This is a genomic window from Bacillus sp. 5w2, assembly GCF_054353775.1.
The window spans coordinates 415,613-435,431 of sequence record NZ_JBTIWT010000003.1; the positions used below are offsets into that span (position 1 = coordinate 415,613).

The following is a 19,819-nucleotide window of genomic DNA, read 5'->3' on the forward strand; positions in this document are numbered from 1 at the left end:
CATATTTACTTGCCTTAACACAATAAAAATTTAGGGAGATTACATTTATTATGAACGCTGTACTCGTCGCAGTAGCAGTTATGCTATTGCTTAGTTTGTTACGTGTCCAGGTCATTGTCGCCATCATTGTTGGAGCTTTAACAGGCGGAATTATCGGCGGACTCGGTATTTCAGAAACTATTAATACTTTTACAACTGGTCTTGGTAACAGTGCTCCAATCGCTTTAAGTTATGCAATGCTTGGCGGTTTCGCTATTTCCCTTTCCAAAACAGGACTTCCAGATGCCATGATTCAAACTGCATTAAAATGGATTGGCAATGAACAAGACACGAAAAAACAAGTTTATTCTAAAATACTTATTTTATTCATCATTTTAACGATGGCTTGTTTCTCACAAAATGTGATTCCTGTTCATATCGCTTTCATCCCCATCTTAATTCCAGCACTTTTAAAAGTATTAAATGAGCTGAAAGTGGATCGCAGACTTGTTACATGTATTATTACATTCGGATTGATTACTCCTTATATGTGGATTCCAGCAGGGTTCGGAAAAATTTATCATGACGTATTGCAAACAAATGCTGCGCAAAGCGGTCTTACATTTGATGTCGCGCTTATTCCAAAAGCAATGACTATTCCAGCAATCGGTATGATTATCGGATTATGTGTAGCGGTATTCATTACGTACCGAAAACCTCGTACGTATGAAACAGAACAAATTCATACTACTGCAAATGAAATCGTTCCCTATACAAAACGGAGCATTACTTTCGGATTATTATCTATCATAGCCACATTAACTGTTCAATTAGCAACAGAATCAATGATTTTCGGTGCTTTAGCGGGGATTATCGTTTTATCAGTAAGTGGTAGTCTACCACTTAAAGAAGCAGATGCGATATTAACAAGCGGAATGCGTATGATGTCCTTTATCGGTTTTGTTATGATTGCTGCCGCTGGATTTGGCGCTGTTCTTCGAAAAACAGGACATGTTGAATCTCTCGTGCAAACGAGTGCTCATATAATCGGAAATAACAAACCACTCGCTGCATTTCTTATGCTTATTATTGGACTTCTCGTTACGATGGGAATTGGTTCATCCTTTTCAACCATTCCTATCTTAACAACAATTTTTGTACCTCTTTGCATGCAGCTTGGATTTAGTCCAATGGCCACAATTGCAATTATCGGTACAGCCGGAGCGCTAGGTGATGCCGGATCTCCAGCGTCAGATAGTACACTTGGACCAACATCAGGTTTAAATGCTGATGGTCAACACCATCATATATGGGATACATGTGTACCGACTTTTCTGCATTATAATATACCGTTACTTATATTCGGCTTTATTGCCGCAATTACATTATAAAAGGTGCGTTTTATACGCACCTTTTACTTTTTTATTTTTCCTTTTAATTGTTGAAAAGCTATTTTCCCATTATCTTCGACATAGCTTTCAATTGCCGGTAGTGATGGAGCTATCCATTCACACTCCATACTCCCATTCGGCCCAATAATTTTCAATTTATCTGGTATATGTATATTTAGAAATCTCGCTGACCGAATTAACTCAATAGCAATCTGATCACTTGAGGCTACAATTCCATCTATATACGGATTGTTTTGCAATAATGTAATAAACTGTTTATTCGTATACCCTTGTACACATACTTCTCGATAAGAGATTCCTTCCTCCCAAACAGCGTCTAAAAATCCTGATATGTGCTCTTCCATTTCTTCACTATCTTCTCCCTCATCGAAATAAGCAAGAAAGTGACAGCCTTTCTCTTTTAATACAGAAACCGCCCTTTGTCCACTTTCATAATGATTTGCATAGGATTTTTTTTCATCAATCACAACAAACGGAAGTGAAATTTCTCCTATACTTTTAAAGACTGATCTTGTCACAATAACACCTGCAACGTTATTTTCTTTCAACATATGTATGTATCTATCTTTATTCTCTATATTACAAACAATGATTTGATATCCTTCTTTATACGCTATTTCCTCAATACAATGTAGCAAAGTGATGTTTGATAGGTCATATAAATTATCTACAAGTAATGCAATTATCGTTGAATTTTGTTTAAACAATGGCTTTGTTGCACTATTTGGCCTATAACGTAATTCCTCAATTGCTTCCTTTACTTGTTTTACTGTGTCCTCATGAACGTATCCTTTTTCATTAATAACTCGTGAAACGGTTGCGACTGAAACACCTGCCAATTTTGCAACATCACGTATAGTTGCCACATCGTCACCCCTTAATATGGTAATAGATTACAATTTTACGGTAACCTAAATTACAATTTTCGTCAAGATTAATAACTTATATTTCTGAAAATTGTTACATCAATTCGTTAAGTGATACCCCAACTGAATTTCATGTACAATTGGAATATTATCATATCCGATACGTGGAATTTCTTTCTTTATTTTTCGCGCCTCTTCCACTGCATTCACATATAAATTGGTCATCATAAAGTTCCGTTTTTGGTAAAAGCGTAAAGCGTTCATATTATCATTTGTTGTAATGAGCCATACCTCCTTGCAATGTTTCTCTTTTGCAACTTGTAATACACAGTCCACAAGTTTCGTCCCTATTCCTTTTCTTTCTTCAAAGCTATCTAACGATACAATTTCGCACATATTTCCGGTCACTTCATACGTTATAATTCCGATTATTCTGTCATCTAATAACGCAACAAATCCTGGCAATTCTTCTAACTGATGCCCCTTACCACGCGAAACCATCAATGAACTCCCCCAGTTCTCACACATGAATATTCGGATTGTTTCTTTCATCGCCGGCGTAATTTTTTGTATATACACCATTTCCTATTTCTCCCCTTTTCTATCATTGTGATACAATGTAAGTGTATCACATGTAACGGTATTTGGAGGATGAGGTAAAGTATGAAACGTTTTTTTGCAGCATTGTTTACTATACTAGGTGCAATAACTGCCCTTGGGATTTTCTTTACAAATAAAGTGATGTACTTAAAGAAAAAAACAGAGGAAGAAGTACTCGAAAGAGAAACGAAAAAACATTTTCGTATAGAGGATTTTGATGCTCTTCATAAAGAAGAAATTCATATTCCTTCGCAATTTGGATATGATCTTCACGGATATTACATTCCTGCTGGTCATTCCAATAAGTTTATGATTTTTTGTCACGGCGTAACTGTAAATAAAATGAACTCTGTAAAATATGCAAGGTTATTTTTAAACAGAGGATATAATGTCGTTATTTATGATCATCGTCGTCATGGTAAAACTGGTGGAAAAACAACAAGCTATGGATACTATGAAAAACATGATTTAAAATCTGTAGTTGACTGGCTAAAAAGTCGTTTTGGAACAAATATAACACTCGGTATTCATGGTGAATCTATGGGAGCTGCAACACTTCTTCAATATGCAGGACTTGTAGAAGATGGTGCTGATTTCTATATTGCAGATTGTCCTTTTTCTGATTTCTACGGGCAGTTACAACACCGTTTAAAGGTTGAATTCCATTTACCTAAATGGCCTTTATTACCTTTAGCAAATGCTTTTTTAAAAGTACGTGACGGTTATACGATTCGTGAAGTTTCACCAATCGATTGTATAAAAAACATTCAAAATCCCGTCCTCTTTATTCATAGTAAAGATGATGATTATATTTTAGCTGATATGACGAAAGCACTATATGAAGCAAAAGAAAACAATAAACAACTTTATATTGCAGAACGCGGCGCACACGCTTGCTCTTATAACGAAAATAAAGAAGAGTATGAAGCAGCCGTTGATCAATTTTTAAAATCATATGTAAAAGAAACAAAAAACAGGCTTGCATAAGCCTGTTTTTTTTATTGCGCTAAAACGTCTGTAACTTGTTCCATGTTTTCAGAAATCCATTGCACTGCTTCATCCAGTGTTGGAAATTCTGTCGTTTGAAATGTTACTTCATCTTGAAGTAACCAAACATCCTTTGCCTCTTGCCCTACACCTGCAATGGACCAATGTAACAAACTATATGGATGATTATCATTCAAAAATGATGCCCACGTGCGCTCATTTGCAATGTTTCGTAATGTATGTAATTGTTTATCCATCTCTCGTCACCTTACTCTAGTCAGTTATAAAAAACATTATAACACTGTCTTCTCTTTCAAACAAAGTGCTCTTTTTGCCCCGCTATTTGCGGGCAGTAAAACTCCCACCTCAAAATTCGGCTGAAACAAAGAAGTTAGGTGGGAGATTAACTGCCCCTAAAAGCCCGATTGGTTCAACTAATAATCAGCGGGGGATACCTCCCCCATTGATTAAAGTTTCACTTTATATTGTCAAGCACTTCTCTTGATTATATGATGGAATTAAGCGTTTGGGAAGGAGGGATAACGTTGGCAAAAGTACAAATTAAAGTAAATGATAATGGCTCTTTTCGCGTTACAGGGGACGTGGAATTAGTCGATTCACAAGGGAATGTATTCCCAGCAAAACCGGCATTTTCTTTATGCCGTTGTGGTTTATCAAAAAATATGCCTTATTGCGATGCTTCGCATAAAGGTAAATTCGAGTCTGTTGTTAGAGCACCAGAGGCAGAATAATTTAACATGTGACATGCACATTTTTTTGTGCATGTTTTTTCTTTTTAGTAACTCCGTTATATCCCTTCTCCTTACAACATTTCTAATACTTTTGTCTCCATTCCAGCCTACATATATTTTCACACAATTCTTCACATTCGAATATTTTTTTCTAGCCTTTTATTTTTTTTGTGCTATAATTTGAGCAAACAACATCCTTCGGGGTCGGGTGAAATTCCCAACCGGCGGTGATGAAGTGCAAACTTCTAAGTCCGTGACCCGTTTTCAACTTGAAAACGGTGGATCTAGTGAAACTCTAGGGCCGACAGTATAGTCTGGATGGGAGAAGGATATGTTTCTAGTTTTTTATATAGTGAATACACTTTTATTTCAGTATGCATATTTTTAAAGGTTCATTTTGATTCTTTATATATGTTTAGTTTTCTATACTCATTTTTTTATACTGAAATAAAAAGAGACAACTAGCGTTTGAAAAATTCGATATTTTGCTAGGCTTTTTCCTTATGCAGAAATATCAATTATCGTTAGGTTTCTTTCCTATGCTTTCGTATTCAAACTATATTTCTAGAAATCACGTCTCCCAAACCCCAAGGATATTAAATCCTTGGGGTTTTTTGATTTTTTTAGGAGAGGTGAAGAGAATGACAGATCAAGAATATATGAGGATTGCCTTGCAGTTAGCAGAAGGGACATCTGGGCAAACAAGCCCAAATCCTATGGTTGGTGCTGTTGTTATAAAAGATGGAAACATCGTCGGTATGGGCGCCCATTTACGTGCTGGTGAAGGACACGCAGAAGTTCACGCCCTTCATATGGCTGGTGAGAAGGCAAAAGGAGCTACCGTTTATGTAACTCTTGAACCTTGTAGCCATTTTGGAAAAACACCACCTTGCTGTGAATTGCTCATCAAAAAAGGAGTCAAACGGGTTGTAATTGCTACTCTTGATTGCAATCCTCTCGTTTCTGGTAATGGAAAAAGGAGATTAGAAGAAGCTGGTATCGAAGTAACTACCGGTGTTCTTGAAGCAGAAGCAGTTTTATTAAATCGTTACTTTTTTCACTACATGAAAACGAAACGCCCATTTGTAACAATAAAAACAGCGATGAGCTTAGATGGAAAAACAGCAACTGTAACTGGTGAAAGTAAGTGGATTACAGGGGAAGAAGCACGAGCTGATGTTCACCAATATCGCCATACACATGATGCGATTCTCGTTGGAGTGAATACGGTTATCGCTGATAATCCACATTTAACGACAAGAATTCCAAATGGGGGGAAACATCCTATTCGCGTTATTTTAGATAACCATTTACGAACGCCACCATCTTCTCATGTCATAACAGATGGTTTAGCACCGACATGGATTATTGTCGGTAAGGATGTAAATAAAGAGAAAATAGCTTCTTATGAATCTGAAAATATAGCTATTTTCCAAATGAAAACGAAGCAAATTGAAATCCAAGATCTCTTACACTTACTTGGCGAAAAACAAATCCTTTCTCTTTTCGTCGAAGGTGGTCAAACAGTTCATGCGAGTTTCTTACAAACAAAGTATTTCAATGAAATTGTGACTTATATAAGCCCAAAATTAATTGGCGGGCAAGACGCTCCTACTTTATTTGGCGGAAATGGTTTTTCAAAATTACAAGATGCACTTTCCTTGGAAATTCAAGAGATGAAACAAATTGGCGATGATATAAAAATCGTTGCGAATGCCCGAAGTGAGGTGACGGAATGTTTACAGGAATTGTAGAAGAATTAGGAACGATTGCAAACATGCAACAAAGCGGAGAATCGATGAAGTTAACGATCCATGCAAATAAAATTTTATCAGATGTTCACTTAGGTGACAGTATCGCGGTTAACGGTATTTGCTTAACTGTAACGAGTTTCACAACAACTTCATTCACAGTGGATGCAATGCCCGAAACGATGCAATCAACATCCCTTCGCATGCTTAAACCGCACTGTAAAGTAAATTTAGAGCGAGCAATGGCTGCAAACGGACGATTCGGTGGACATTTCGTTTCAGGACATATCGATGGCATCGGAACGATATTAAACAAAAAACAACATTATAATGCCCTCTATTACAAAATAGCTATTTCTGATGAATTGCTACGCTATTGTTTGCATAAAGGGTCCGTCGCTGTTGATGGAACGAGTTTAACAATATTTGATATAGACGAATCTTCCATTACAATTTCACTCATCCCGCACACAGTAAGTGAATCTGTTATCGGAGAAAAGAATGCCGGTGACATCGTAAACATTGAGTGTGACATGATTGGTAAATACATCGAACGCTTTATTTCTAAACCTGTAAAACGAACAGGTTCAATGAGCGAAAGCTTTTTACAAGAAAACGGATTTCTATAAGGGGGAAGCATGATGTTTCATCGTATTGAAGAAGCTCTAGAAGATTTAAAACAAGGAAAAGTCGTTATTGTATGTGATGATGAAAACCGTGAAAATGAAGGCGATTTTATCGCTTTAGCAGAGTATATTACGCCAGAAACAATTAACTTTATGATTACACATGGACGTGGTCTCGTTTGTGTACCGATTACGGAAGGGTACGCAGAACGTCTACAATTAGAACCAATGGTAGCTCATAATACAGATTCGCATCATACTGCATTTACAGTGAGTATTGATCATGTTTCTACAACAACAGGGATTAGTGCCCACGAACGTGCAACTACGATACAAGAATTATTAAATCCTGCATCAAAAGGTGCTGATTTCAATCGTCCTGGACATATCTTTCCATTAATTGCGAAAGAAGGCGGTGTCCTGCGCCGTGCTGGTCATACAGAAGCTGCTGTCGATTTAGCACAGCTTTGCGGAGCAGAACCAGCTGGAGTTATTTGCGAAATTATTAATGAGGACGGTACGATGGCACGCGTACCTGATTTAATACAGTGCGCAAAACAATTTGATATAAAAATGATTACAATAGAAGATTTAATTGCTTATCGCCGCCACCATGAAACATTAGTGACGCGAGAAGTGGAAATTACATTACCTACAGATTTCGGTACTTTCCATGCAATTGGCTATTCTAATTCATTGGATTCGAAAGAGCATATCGCACTCGTAAAAGGTGATATTTCAACAGGAGAGCCTGTACTTGTACGCGTTCATTCAGAATGTTTAACAGGAGATGTATTTGGCTCGTGCCGCTGTGATTGCGGACCACAACTCCATGCTGCACTGGCTCAAATTGAGCGTGAAGGCAAAGGCGTTCTTCTTTATATGAGACAAGAAGGACGAGGTATTGGGCTTCTTAATAAGCTTCGCGCTTATAAGTTACAAGAAGAAGGCTTCGATACTGTAGAAGCAAATGAAAAGCTTGGATTCCCAGCTGATTTGCGTGATTACGGTATTGGCGCTCAAATTTTAAAAGATTTAGGTTTACAACATTTACGATTATTAACGAATAACCCGCGAAAAATTGCTGGCTTACAAGGTTACGATTTAGAAGTAATCGAGCGTGTACCATTGCAAATGCCAACAAAAGAAGAGAATAAAACGTATTTACAAACGAAAGTAAACAAATTAGGACATTTACTAAACTTATAATTAAGGGAGAGATTTATTATGGTATTCGAAGGTCATTTAGTTGGTACAGGATTAAAAGTTGGGGTTGTTGTTGGACGTTTTAATGAATTTATTACAAGTAAGTTACTTGGCGGCGCTTTAGACGGATTAAAGCGTCACGGTGTAGAAGAAACTGATATCGATGTTGCTTGGGTTCCTGGCGCATTTGAAATTCCTTTAATCGCTAAAAAAATGGCTAATAGCGGGAAGTATGATGCTGTTATTACGTTAGGTACTGTAATTCGCGGTGCTACAACACATTACGATTACGTTTGTAACGAAGTAGCAAAAGGTGTTGCATCTTTATCACTTCAAACAGACATACCAGTTATTTTCGGTGTATTAACGACAGAAACAATTGAACAAGCGATTGAACGCGCGGGCACGAAAGCTGGTAATAAAGGCTATGAATCCGCAGTTGCTGCGATTGAAATGGCTCACTTATCAAAACAATGGGCATAAAAAAATAAAAAGAGGCTGCGGCCTCTTTTTTATTTTTTTACTTTTTTCCGTACATCTTTTATTAATTCATCCATTGTTTTTCCTTCTGTTTGTATACGAAGCGTTTGTGCTGTTCTCCATACATTCTCTCTTTTTTTCGCTTCTTCTATAATAGTAATTTCTTTTCGTACTTCCTTTAAATCTTTCCCTTCTGTTTTCAATCCAAAATGTTCAGCTTTCGTTCGAAAATGTTGTTCAATTCGTTGTTGCATCTCTTTTTGCTCAGGATTTTCGGTGGCCTTAACTGGATCAGCACTTATTGCTTTTAGTAAAATTAGACAAGTCATAATCGCTAATATATATTTGTGCATGTAAAATCCTCCAACCCAATATAAATTACATATTTACTATGTACAATTGGGGCTTGGAAAATTCGTCCACCAAAACTCTTTTTCCGCTCAAAAACCAATAGTATCAAACGTTCACAACTATTTATTACATTTTATTTACAAAAAAAGCAAACTCTTTTACAAGTTTGCTTTTTTATCTATCTTATAATGCACATTCTTCAATCTCAAACCCTAAATCCTCAATCATACCCCAGTCTGCAGTCGGTTCTTGTCCAGCTGTCGTTAAGTAATCTCCAACAAAAATAGAGTTTGCTGCAAATAAACCGATTGGCTGTACAGAACGTAAATTGATTTCACGTCCTCCTGAAATGCGAATTTCTTTCGTTGGGTTTACAAAACGCATCATCGCCAGCACTTTTAAACATTCTACTGGTGTTAACTCTTTTTGTCCTTCAAGCGGCGTACCCTTTACAGCAACAAGGAAATTACATGGAATTGAATCTGCATCTATACGTTGTAATTCAAATGCAATTTCAGCACGCTCTTCTATTGTCTCTCCCATTCCAAAAATCGCCCCAGAGCATGGTGAAATGCCCGCTTGTTTCGCTTTTTGAACTGTATCAACACGATCGTCATACGTATGAGTGGAGCAAATGCTTTCGTAATTATTTGCATGTGTATTTAAATTGTGGTTATAACGATGCACTCCCGCGTCTGCTAAACGTCTGGCTTGATCTTCGTTTAAGAAACCTAAACAACAACAAATCTTCAAATCTGTCGTTTCACGAATCTCCTTAACTGCTCCAATTACGTGATTCACCTCTTTATCTGTCGGACGACGGCCAGATGCTACAATACAATATGTACCCGCTTTACGGCGAATTGCTTCGTGTGCTCCTTCTACAATCTTTTCCTGCGTTAGCCATGCATATTTATCAATCGGTGCCTCTGAAATAATAGACTGTGAACAATATCCGCAATCTTCAGGACATAATCCAGATTTCGTATTAATAATCATATTTAATTTTACTTTCTTACCAAAGTGATGATGGCGAATGATGTAAGCTGCATTCATAATTTCTAAAACTTCTGTATCATCAGCTTCTAATATCGCTATTGCATCCTCTTTCGTAATCATTTTCTCTTCTACTACGTCGTATGCAATTTTTTTCCAATCCCTTTTTGTTTGTACTTGTTTCATTTCATCTCTTCCCCTCTTTTGTTATATGCATAAATAAAGCGTGATACGTCGCCATTATCCCTTCATTTTCCGTGAAGTCTCTTTCATATATGCGAAGCATCGCACGAAAGAGTGAGGGACTTTGGCAATATGATTCTTCATTACTATTGGTCGCTCCTACTTTTCGAATAGAGTGCAGAAACTCCCTAACTTCTGTAAATCTCTCTATGTAACATGTTTCAGAAACATGCACATCCCCTGTTTCTATCTCACATATATGGCGCAACTGACCTTTCGAATAAAAACGTTGCCCAATTGATGTTTCATTTTGTATATTTTTTTCTTCTTTCGCCCGCTGGAACGAAGCATGCAATTCTTGAAATGTTTCATGCCCAAACGTTGAAAAAAGTAATATCCCATCTATAGCCAAATGATGAAATAAATTTCTTATCACTTGTTTTAAATCATTTAGCCATTGAAATGTGGCATTCGAAATAATGACATCATATGTTTCTTCTAGTCGTAATCTTTCAATATCCTCGCAGTAAAATGTTACATTTTTCACATTTCGTCTAGTTTCCGCAACCGCAATCATACTTTGAGCAAAATCAATAGCTGTAATATGTGCTTTCGGAAATAAGTTTGATAATTGTTCTGTAACATATCCTGTCCCGCATCCAAGTTCTAAAATACGTATCGATGAATTTGCACTATATCGCCGATTCAATGTAGAAAGTAATGAATGTGCCATCTTTTTTTGTACATTTGCATATTGATCGTAGGATACCGCTGCCATGTTAAACCGTTTTTGTAGTAACGTTTTGTTGATCATGTCGTATCCCCTCTACAAATTGAATTATCTCATTTCCACAATATTCGAAATTCGTCACACACAATGCGTGTCCAGCCTCCCTTACTACCTTGAGCATGCTATTCTCATTCTGCGCCATACTACGCGCTGCAGATAATGAGCATATTACATCCTGCTCTCCATGAATTAGTAGTATAGGGACTTTCATTTCTTTCAGTTCTTCTCTCATATCTGTTTCTATTAAATACTCCAAACCTACTTGCAAAGACTGAATAGAATCACCTTTAAAGCCTTTTATCATATCTTCAAACCTTTTATTCTCTTTCAGCTCATTTTTTGTAAACATATTTTCATAAAACCGCTTGAGCGTATCTTCTTTCTTTCTCGCTACATTCTTTTTCAGCCGTTCTACATGCAAAGCATTCCATCCACTTGTATAGTCGCTCGTATTTGTAAATTTAGCAGTACCACCAATTAAAACGATACCTTTCGCCTTAATCTTTTTATGAGCTTGAACTGCTGCTAACGCCCCTAGTGACCATCCAACTAAAATTACATTTTCATCCTTTGCTACATCTATTATTCGCCCCGCAAATTCACTTTGTTCTTTCACATTACGCCAATTGATACAGTGAACAGAATATCCTTTAAAATACGGCAGAACTAAAGTCCAAACACCTTCTTCCATTCCCCACCCAGGAATAAAAATAATCTTTAGCTCTTTCATACGAAAAACCCCTCTTCTTTACCAATGCGTATAATATGCTGAATAGCCCATTTCAAATCAGCTATTGTATGTTGAGACGTAACTGCAAAACGGATCCGTGAACTATTAACTGGCACTGTCGGTGGACGAATTGCAATTGCTGCAATACCTACCTCTTGTAACCTTTTACTAAACCATAACGCTGTTTCATTTGAGCCGACTACAATCGGTACTATATGTGTCGAGCTATTCCCAATATCAAAACCAGCTTCTAGCAAATGTGTCCTAAAATATGCCCCATTCTCTATAAGTCTCTCTCTTCTCTCATTATCTTTTTTTACAATTTCAATTGCCTTTTGTACCGCTCCTAATGTTCCCGGTGGTAAAGCTGTAGTAAAAATAAAGCTTCTCATCATATTTTGTAAATATTCTATATAAATTGCATCACCTGTCAAATACGCACCATAACACCCTAAAGCCTTGCTAAACGTCCCCATATGTATATCAATTTTTTGAGCAAGATCTTTTTCTATATGAGATAATCCAGCTCCGCCGATTCCATATATTCCACTCGCATGTGCTTCATCAACTATAATGATTGCCCCGTATTTCTCTTTCAGCTGCACTAACTCCCTCAAATACGCAGTATCACCATCCATACTAAAAACAGTATCAGTTACGATTAATTTCCGCTTTTCAGGAGAAGCTGTTTTCAACAGCTTCTCTAAATGATCCAAATCATTATGACGATACCTTTTATGTTCTGCCCCGCTTAATATAATTCCATCAACGATGCTTGCGTGATTTAATTTGTCACTAAACACAATATCGTGACGACAGGCTAATGAAGAAATCACTCCAACATTTGCGGTATATCCGCTATTTACAACTAAGGCTTTTTCGGTGCCTTTCCAATCGCATATACTTTTCTCAACCTCTTCATACAGTGAATAGTTTCCTACAACGAGCCTTGATGCTGTCGCCCCAGTTCCATATTTTCTTGTGCATGCAATAGCAGCTTCTTTTAACCTTTCATCTCCAGCTAACCCTAAGTAATTATTTGACGCTAAATTTAGCATCCTTTTCTCATCTCGAATAAGCCATGTCTCTTCTGCCTGTTCTGTTACATGCAAATTGCGATACTGCCCTTGCTCATGTAATTGTTGTAATTTAGTTTGAAGATATGTGCGCCACGGTTGATTCATTTCGGATGAACTCCTCTAATTTTGAAATCATAATATACTCTTTCGCAGATTCTAAGACTTCTTCTTTTGTAAACGCACCTTCAAAGAATGGTAATAAACCTAAAACCGGTACTCCACTTAGCTCTTCAATCATTTCTTTATTTTCTTGTACTCTTTCCATTTCACATTCTTTGCAGCCGGATAAAATTACACCTGCTACTGTTAAGCCATGTGCCTTTGCATAAGCAATCGTTAAAACTGTATGATTTACTGTTCCTAATGTAGGGCGTGCTACTACAATAAGAGGAAGCTGTAATTCTTTCGCGAAATCAATTACTAAAGCGTCTTCTGTATATGGAACAGCCAGTCCACCTGCACCTTCTACAAATAGACTATTACACTCTTTCAATCGTTCATTATAATGATCAATAATGTCTTTTAAATGTACTACTCTTCCAGCTCTCTTCATGGCAAGTCTTGGAGCAAGCGGTTCTTCAATAGAGTAAGGGCAAATTTCATCTTCTTTTGTCGGTACACCTGATAATACTTTTAACCTTGCTGCATCTCCCTCTGGATTTGATGCAACATGTCCACTTTGCAACGGTTTATATACCCCTACGTTATATCCCAATTCTCTAAATACACCTGCTAATGCACCTGCAACTACAGTTTTCCCCACTTCAGTATCCGTTGCTGTTATGAAAAAACCACTCATTATTCTCCCTCCGTAACATCCGAGATTGCTTTATACAAAATACGTAACATATCATCAATCTCATCCATTGTAGAAGCAAGAGGAGGCATAAATACAATCGTATTACCGAGCGGTCGTATAATCATGCCCAGCTCTCTTGAGCGTTTACACACCTGAACACCGACTCTCTCTGTCCATTCAAACGCTTCTTTCGTTTCCTTATTCTTCACAAGTTCAATTCCAACCATTAACCCGCACTGACGAATATCCCCTACATGTTTATATGCAAAGAGCTCTTCCAATTGCGTCGCCACATATTCCGTCTTACGTGCTACTTCTTCTATTAAATTTGTTTTCTCGTATAGTTCTAGATTCGCAATTGCTACCGCACACCCTAACGGATTCCCTGTATAACTATGACCGTGGAAAAACGTTTTTTGTTCTTCATATTCGCCTAAAAAGGCATTATAAATTTCATCTGTCGTTACGGTGATTGCAACTGGTAAATATCCGCCCGTTAAACCTTTTCCAGCTGTTAAAATATCCGGCGTTACATTTTCATGTTCACATGCAAACATTTTCCCGGTACGCCCAAATCCAGTCGCTACCTCATCTGTAATAAATAACACATTATATTTTGTACATAAATCCCGTAGCCCTCTTAAGTATCCTTTTGGCATTGTAATCATGCCTCCAGCACCTTGCATTAAAGGTTCTACAATAATAGCTGCAATTTCTTCATGTTTGTCTTTCAGCAGCTCTTCCATTTCTTCTAAATGTTTTCTTACAATTCCCTCCTTATTATTTCCATAAGGAGAACGATATGTATATGGATAAGGCATTTTAATTGCCTCAAATAAAAGTGAACTATACACTTGGTGAAACAAGTCTATTGCTCCTACTGAAACAGCTCCAATTGTATCACCGTGATACGCTTCTTTTAATGTAACAAATCTTTGTTTCTTCGGTTTTCCTTTATGCTGCCAATATTGAAATGCCATCTTAATTGCAATTTCAACGGCGCTAGAACCGGAGTCTGAATAGAATACTTTCTTCAATCCTTCTGGTACAACTTCAATTATTTTTTCTGCTAATAAAATAGATGGAACGTTAGCAAGTCCTAGCATAGTAGAATGAGCAATTTTATTTAATTGCTCACGAATTGCCTCATCTAATTCTGGTACTTGATGTCCATGAACATTTAACCAAATAGACGAAACACCGTCCCAATATTCATTTCCATTTACATCATATAGCTTTCTTCCCTCTCCACGTTCAATAATGACAGGATCTTCTTCTAAATAATCCTTCATTTGTGTAAATGGGTGCCATACATAAGCTTTATTTTTCGCCGATAGTTCTTCATATGTATAAGATGATTTTTCAGTCGTATTACTATTAACAGTCACAATTGTCACCCCTAATGTTAACTAGTTTATAAATATAGTTAACATTAAATCTAAATGACTGTCAATTATTTTTAAATCAAATAGTTCTTAAAAAAGAACAACTTATCGTATGATAAGTTGTTCTACTTTCCGTGTTGTATCTTTCCGATTTCTAAAATAATCTCTTCATCTTTTTTTCCTTCTGTATCAATTCCAAGTTGCTTAGCATGCTCAATTAATAAATCATGGCGCTGCTCAAACCTAGCTTTATCTACTTCTTTCGTAACCTCTTCTTTTGTTTTCCCTTCAGTAGAAACTCCTAGTTTCGTAGCTGCTTTTTCCATCGACTTCTTCTCTTCAGCTTCTTTCACTTTTTTCACTTCTGATTGCTGTATTTGCTTTTGCTTCGCCTGCTCTGATTCAGCTGCAAAAGCTGTGTAAATTCCAGCACTTCCGCCAATGACTAGTAAGGTGATAAAAAGAATTATTTTTTTCTTCACTCTTTCCTCCCCTTTCAAATTCATTATAACGCACAATTTTAGAACATTGAAAATATTTAATCTTTATCCCCCTAAAAAAATATCGAATATTTTTATTGACATATTAGATGAAAATGTGATAAAAATTTAACTAACATCATATGAATCGGCATTGATAGGATTTAGTAGTATTTCGATTTCTGATTTCAGAGAGCTGGTGGTCGGTGTGAACCAGTACAGAGCGAATTATGAATTACCCCCTGGAGCTTCTTTTGCGAAACGTACGGAGTAGTGAAAGACGGTTATAGACCGTTATATCTAAAGAGTGGTGAAACGACACTGTTTCACAATTTAGGGTGGTACCGCGAATTTTTCGTCCCTGCATATATTGCAGGGGCGTTTTTATTTTATAAACGCATATCATACGATCCTTTATTTTGTGATACATTCATTTCACAAGCTAGGGTGGTACCGCGATTTCTTCGTCCCTGCATAATTATATGCAGGGACGTTTTTTTATCCAATCATTTCCGTATCATATTGAAGGATTAACAATTACCGGTAATTTGTCACAAAATTCTAAAATTTAGAAGGAAATATACAATATTGGCGAATTTTATATAAAAAAGAGCTATTTTAGATTACTTAGGAGGGAAAAACAATGGTTTCAAAAATTGAATCTGTTCTTTTAACATTATTTATCTTTTTCTGTATCGGCTTTAGTGTTATCCAATTAGAAGTTTCACCACACATCCCAATTTTATTTGGTATCGTTCTTTTATTAACATTTGGATTTATGAAAAAAATCTCTTGGTCTACTATGGAAAAAGGGATGATCAGTAGTATTTCAGCTGGTATTCCATCTATTTTTATTTTCTTACTTGTAGGCGTATTAATTAGTGTTTGGATCGCTGCTGGAACAATTCCAACTTTAATGGTATACGGCTTCCAGCTTGTATCTCCTAAAATTTTCGTTCCAACTGTTTTTGTTGTTTGTGCAATTGTTGGAACAAGTATCGGTAGTGCCTTTACAACTGCCGCAACTGTAGGACTTGCCTTTATGGGAATGGGTAGTGCTCTCGGATACGATTCAGCTCTGATCGCTGGTGCAATTATTTCTGGTGCATTCTTTGGAGATAAAATGTCTCCTTTATCTGATACAACAAACTTAGCTCCTGCTGTAACGGGTGTAGATTTATTTGAGCATATCCGTAACATGCTTTGGACAACAGTTCCAGCTTTCATTATTGCTTTTATCGCATTTTTCATTTTGGGAAGCGGCACTAGTGGAGACGTTGACTTCACAAACTTTATTAGCACATTAGAAAAAAACGCAACGATTTCTATCGTTACACTTATTCCAATTTTATTACTGTTCCTATTCGCATTCAAAAAAGTTCCAGCAGTTCCAACATTACTTGCTGGAATCGTAGTAGGAATCATCATTCTCTTTATTTTCAAACCTAGCACTTCTTTAGCTGATTTAATGAAAATTATGCAAGACGGCTACGTTTCTAAAACTGGTATTAAAGACATTGATAGCTTACTATCTCGCGGTGGTCTACAAAGTATGATGATGTCGATTGCGCTTATTTTCCTAGCTCTTTGTATGGGAGGATTATTACAAGGAATGGGTATTATCACGCAGCTAATGAATATCATCTCTAGCTTCGTAAAAAATAGTACACGCTTAATTATTTCTACTGCTTCAACTGCAATTGGTGTAAACTTCTTACTCGGTGAGCAGTACTTATCCATCGTTTTAACAGGACAAGCATTCGCTAATAAATACGATGAAGTCGGTTTAGAACGTCGTAATTTATCACGCGTATTAGAAGATGCAGGTACAGTGATTAACCCGCTCGTACCATGGGGTGTAAGTGGCGTATTCTTAACAAACGTCCTTAGTGTTCCAACATTTGATTACCTTCCATACGCAATCTTCTGTTTAGCTTGTCCAGTCGTAACCATTATCGTCGGCTTTACTGGATTTGGCCTTTCATGGAAGAAAGAAAAAGCAGTAACAATTTCATAATATAATAAAAAGGATTACCTGAATCGGTAATCCTTTTTATATTTCTCGGCTATCTATTCGCTTTCTTTCTTCTAAATAACAGAAGTAATCCCGCTCCAACAAACGCCAAACCTGCTCCAATTGTAGAAACAACACTTGTACCTGTTTTCGGTAAATCACGTTCTTCTTTATTTTCACTCACAGTTGTTGTTTCTTTTGAGTTTTGATTATCCGTTGTAGTTTGTCCAGATCCTGCATTTTTACCTTCATCTGTTGATGGTGTCGTTGGATTTTCTCCATTATTTCCTTCACCTGTTGGTGGCGTTGTTGGATTTCCTCCATTATTTCCTTCACCTGTTGGCGGTGTTGTTGGATTCTCTCCACCAGTTTCCTTATCATCATCGTTCTTCTTCGTTATATCAATTGCATATTTAGCAAATTCATTTTCAGATGGTCCAACGTACGATATTTTCCCATCTTTCTTTATATACTTTTGTGCGTTTGGTGAAGAATCGAATGTTGTATTTAATTTATCTGCAACAATTGGTTTAAACGTCCAATTTTTATCAGCTGCTGGATCAATAACTGGTGTTTCTTGCATATACTTCACAATGATTTGACGTGTTTCATCTTGTGATTGGTATACAACTTCCCCTTTACTTACACCTGGGAACGTTTGGCTACTTCCACGATAGTTATTTGTAGCGACGATAAACTCTTGATTGTCAGCTACTGGCTTACCTTCATATGTCATATTTATAATACGATTCGTATTTGCATTTACAACTTTTCCATCTTTATCGTATTTCGCCGGTTGTGTTACATCAATTTCGTATTTTAAGCCATCTAAAATATCGAAGTTATATGTAGGATAGCCTATATTTACTAACGGCTGTTCTTCTGTTTTCTTTGGATCGATTTGATTAAACTGACCTGCAGACATTTCAAGCCATTCTTTCACTTGTGCCCCATTTACTTTTACAGCATATAACGTATTTGGATATACATATAAATCTGCAACGTTTTTAATTGCTAACGTTCCAGCTGGAATATCTGTATAATATGTAGCACCGTTTCGACCACCTGCTTTAAATGGTGCACCTGCAGATAAAACTGGAATTCCTTTATATTTGCTATATTGTCCATTTTCAGCAAATAACTTTTCTACATACCATTTTTGTGCATTTGTCACAAGTTGTACAGAAGGATCATCTTGTACTAATGAGAAATAACTATTAATTGGCGCTGTCGTTTTTCCTACAGCTGTATTCACATAATCAATTGTCGCTTGATGATCATCTTTAATTTCATTAACTAATTTTTCATCGGATTTTACTAGTGGGTTCCCTTTACTATCAGCAATCGGACGAAGTTGCGGCTTCGATTGCTCTTTTTGTACTTCCCATTTTCCGTTTACCTTTTTCAATTGCATATCAATAATACCTAGGTTACTTCCAAAGACACCAGGCATTACAACTGGAATACCATTAAATACATCTTTCACTTCAGTATGTGAATGCCCCATTAATACTGCATCTACACCAGGAACTTCTGTTAAATAATACGACGCGTTTTCCATGCCAACGTTGTATCCACTCTTATCAACACCGGAATGCGCTAGTGCAACGATAACATCTGCACCTTCTGCTTTCATTTTTGGCACCATTTTCTTCGCTGTTTCAACTATATCTTTTGCTTTAACTTTTCCTTCTAAATTTGCTTTATCCCAGTTCATAACTTGAGGTGGAACAAATCCCATTACTCCAATTTTCACCTTCTGTTTTTGTCCTGATTCATCTTCTACTTCTTTTTCAAAAACATGATATGGTTTAAAGTAATTTTGGTCATTCTCTTCATTATTATCTTTATCATCTTTATAGACGTTCGAGTTAATAACCGGGAACTCTGTTTTACTAATCACTTTGTTTAAATAGTCTAAACCGTAGTTAAATTCATGATTCCCAAGAGAGATGACGTCATACTTCATTAAATTCATTAAACGATATAATGGATGTGTATAACTAGGATCCACAGGCTTCTTCGGATCATTTATTTTATTCGCTACATAATCTCCAAGCGGTGTCCCTTGTAATGCATCCCCATCATCAAATAGGACAGAGTTCTTCGCTTCTTCACGTGCTTTGTTAACAAGTGTTGCAGTTTGCACGAGACCTACTTTATTATCTGTTTTCGTTTGATAATAATCGTAATTCATTAAGTTAACGTGAATATCTGATGTTTCTAGAATTCGTAAGTTAACCGTACTCTCCCCGTTGTTCTCATCCGCATGAGCTGTTGTTGGCAATACTTGCGGCGCTATTACACCTATAGCAAGAGTTGCTCCAGCTAGCATTTTTTTTGACTTTTTCACA

The 19,819-nt window shown here is 36.8% G+C and carries 20 protein-coding genes, 1 riboswitch and 1 other annotated feature; of the genes, 8 read left to right on the plus strand and 12 right to left on the minus strand.

Annotation, left to right across the window (positions count from 1 at the left end; translation table 11 throughout):
- Window positions 1–50 precede the first annotated feature (50 nt).
- Window positions 51–1,370: a Na+/H+ antiporter family protein gene (locus ACXY7N_RS09555; RefSeq protein WP_016086411.1), complete on the plus strand. Its 1,320-nt coding sequence runs from the start codon at window positions 51–53 to the stop codon at window positions 1,368–1,370.
- Between the two features lie 23 nt (window positions 1,371–1,393).
- Here the strand turns inward: ACXY7N_RS09555 and ACXY7N_RS09560 are convergent, their stop codons facing one another.
- Window positions 1,394–2,257 (minus strand): LacI family DNA-binding transcriptional regulator, encoded by an 864-nt coding sequence (locus ACXY7N_RS09560; protein ID WP_088084324.1) that lies wholly within the window; start codon window positions 2,255–2,257, stop codon window positions 1,394–1,396.
- A 99-nt stretch (window positions 2,258–2,356) separates the two neighbouring features.
- Window positions 2,357–2,839 carry a GNAT family N-acetyltransferase gene (locus tag ACXY7N_RS09565; RefSeq protein ID WP_016135305.1) on the minus strand — a complete coding sequence of 161 codons (483 nt, stop codon included), beginning with the start codon at window positions 2,837–2,839 and terminating at the stop codon, window positions 2,357–2,359.
- 81 nt (window positions 2,840–2,920) lie between these two features.
- Between ACXY7N_RS09565 and ACXY7N_RS09570 the strand changes: the two genes are divergently transcribed.
- On the plus strand, window positions 2,921–3,844 hold the full coding sequence (locus tag ACXY7N_RS09570; RefSeq protein WP_016086408.1) for an alpha/beta hydrolase: 924 nt from the start codon (window positions 2,921–2,923) through the stop codon (window positions 3,842–3,844).
- An 11-nt stretch (window positions 3,845–3,855) separates the two neighbouring features.
- Here the strand turns inward: ACXY7N_RS09570 and ACXY7N_RS09575 are convergent, their stop codons facing one another.
- On the minus strand, window positions 3,856–4,101 hold the full coding sequence (locus ACXY7N_RS09575) for a DUF2552 family protein (protein ID WP_016086407.1): 246 nt from the start codon (window positions 4,099–4,101) through the stop codon (window positions 3,856–3,858).
- Between the two features lie 288 nt (window positions 4,102–4,389).
- Between ACXY7N_RS09575 and ACXY7N_RS09580 the strand changes: the two genes are divergently transcribed.
- The 5 genes from ACXY7N_RS09580 (at window position 4,390) to ribH (ending at window position 8,662) form a co-directional block, all read left to right on the plus strand.
- Window positions 4,390–4,596: a CDGSH iron-sulfur domain-containing protein gene (locus tag ACXY7N_RS09580; RefSeq protein WP_001151582.1), complete on the plus strand. Its 207-nt coding sequence runs from the start codon at window positions 4,390–4,392 to the stop codon at window positions 4,594–4,596.
- A 190-nt stretch (window positions 4,597–4,786) separates the two neighbouring features.
- A riboswitch (FMN riboswitch) is annotated at window positions 4,787–4,930 on the plus strand.
- Between the two features lie 307 nt (window positions 4,931–5,237).
- Entirely contained in the window at window positions 5,238–6,350 is a 1,113-nt protein-coding gene (gene ribD / locus ACXY7N_RS09585) for a bifunctional diaminohydroxyphosphoribosylaminopyrimidine deaminase/5-amino-6-(5-phosphoribosylamino)uracil reductase RibD (RefSeq protein WP_016086406.1), read from the plus strand.
- Window positions 6,332–6,976 (plus strand): riboflavin synthase subunit alpha, encoded by a 645-nt coding sequence (ribE, locus tag ACXY7N_RS09590; RefSeq protein ID WP_016086405.1) that lies wholly within the window; start codon window positions 6,332–6,334, stop codon window positions 6,974–6,976. The genes ribD and ribE overlap by 19 nt, the downstream gene beginning before the upstream one ends.
- Window positions 6,977–6,988: 12 nt before the next feature.
- A complete protein-coding gene (gene ribBA / locus ACXY7N_RS09595) occupies window positions 6,989–8,182 on the plus strand; it encodes a bifunctional 3,4-dihydroxy-2-butanone 4-phosphate synthase/GTP cyclohydrolase II (protein ID WP_016086404.1) in 1,194 nt (397 codons plus the stop codon).
- Between the two features lie 18 nt (window positions 8,183–8,200).
- Window positions 8,201–8,662 (plus strand): 6,7-dimethyl-8-ribityllumazine synthase, encoded by a 462-nt coding sequence (ribH, locus tag ACXY7N_RS09600; protein WP_000230900.1) that lies wholly within the window; start codon window positions 8,201–8,203, stop codon window positions 8,660–8,662.
- Between the two features lie 29 nt (window positions 8,663–8,691).
- On the opposite strand, the gene ACXY7N_RS09605 is transcribed toward ribH, so the two are convergent.
- From ACXY7N_RS09605 to ACXY7N_RS09640, 8 genes are all read right to left on the minus strand, one after another.
- On the minus strand, window positions 8,692–9,012 hold the full coding sequence (locus ACXY7N_RS09605) for a hypothetical protein (RefSeq protein WP_000549786.1): 321 nt from the start codon (window positions 9,010–9,012) through the stop codon (window positions 8,692–8,694).
- Between the two features lie 181 nt (window positions 9,013–9,193).
- Window positions 9,194–10,192, minus strand: a complete 999-nt coding sequence (bioB, locus tag ACXY7N_RS09610; RefSeq protein WP_016086401.1) for a biotin synthase — start codon at window positions 10,190–10,192, stop codon at window positions 9,194–9,196.
- A 1-nt stretch (window position 10,193) separates the two neighbouring features.
- Window positions 10,194–11,003, minus strand: coding sequence for a malonyl-ACP O-methyltransferase BioC (gene bioC / locus ACXY7N_RS09615; RefSeq protein WP_088084327.1), 810 nt, complete (start codon window positions 11,001–11,003; stop codon window positions 10,194–10,196).
- Entirely contained in the window at window positions 10,969–11,709 is a 741-nt protein-coding gene (locus ACXY7N_RS09620; RefSeq protein ID WP_088084328.1) for an alpha/beta fold hydrolase, read from the minus strand. Before ACXY7N_RS09620 ends, bioC begins: the two co-directional genes overlap by 35 nt.
- Entirely contained in the window at window positions 11,706–12,893 is a 1,188-nt protein-coding gene (gene bioF / locus ACXY7N_RS09625; RefSeq protein WP_016135311.1) for an 8-amino-7-oxononanoate synthase, read from the minus strand. Before bioF ends, ACXY7N_RS09620 begins: the two co-directional genes overlap by 4 nt.
- On the minus strand, window positions 12,859–13,587 hold the full coding sequence (gene bioD, locus ACXY7N_RS09630) for an ATP-dependent dethiobiotin synthetase BioD (RefSeq protein WP_016086397.1): 729 nt from the start codon (window positions 13,585–13,587) through the stop codon (window positions 12,859–12,861). The genes bioF and bioD overlap by 35 nt, the downstream gene beginning before the upstream one ends.
- Window positions 13,587–14,975, minus strand: coding sequence for an adenosylmethionine--8-amino-7-oxononanoate transaminase (bioA, locus tag ACXY7N_RS09635; RefSeq protein ID WP_016086396.1), 1,389 nt, complete (start codon window positions 14,973–14,975; stop codon window positions 13,587–13,589). Before bioA ends, bioD begins: the two co-directional genes overlap by 1 nt.
- A 122-nt stretch (window positions 14,976–15,097) precedes the next feature.
- Complete coding sequence (locus ACXY7N_RS09640; RefSeq protein WP_116349046.1) at window positions 15,098–15,454, minus strand: hypothetical protein; 357 nt, start codon at window positions 15,452–15,454, stop codon at window positions 15,098–15,100.
- Between the two features lie 142 nt (window positions 15,455–15,596).
- Window positions 15,597–15,817 (plus strand) — a binding site (T-box leader).
- Window positions 15,818–16,094: 277 nt separating this feature from the next.
- Here ACXY7N_RS09640 and nhaC point away from each other — a divergent pair.
- A complete protein-coding gene (gene nhaC, locus ACXY7N_RS09645; protein ID WP_098986691.1) occupies window positions 16,095–17,468 on the plus strand; it encodes a Na+/H+ antiporter NhaC in 1,374 nt (457 codons plus the stop codon).
- Between the two features lie 49 nt (window positions 17,469–17,517).
- Here the strand turns inward: nhaC and cpdB are convergent, their stop codons facing one another.
- A complete protein-coding gene (gene cpdB, locus ACXY7N_RS09650; protein ID WP_016086393.1) occupies window positions 17,518–19,818 on the minus strand; it encodes a bifunctional 2',3'-cyclic-nucleotide 2'-phosphodiesterase/3'-nucleotidase in 2,301 nt (766 codons plus the stop codon).
- Between the last annotated feature and the right edge of the window lies 1 nt (window position 19,819).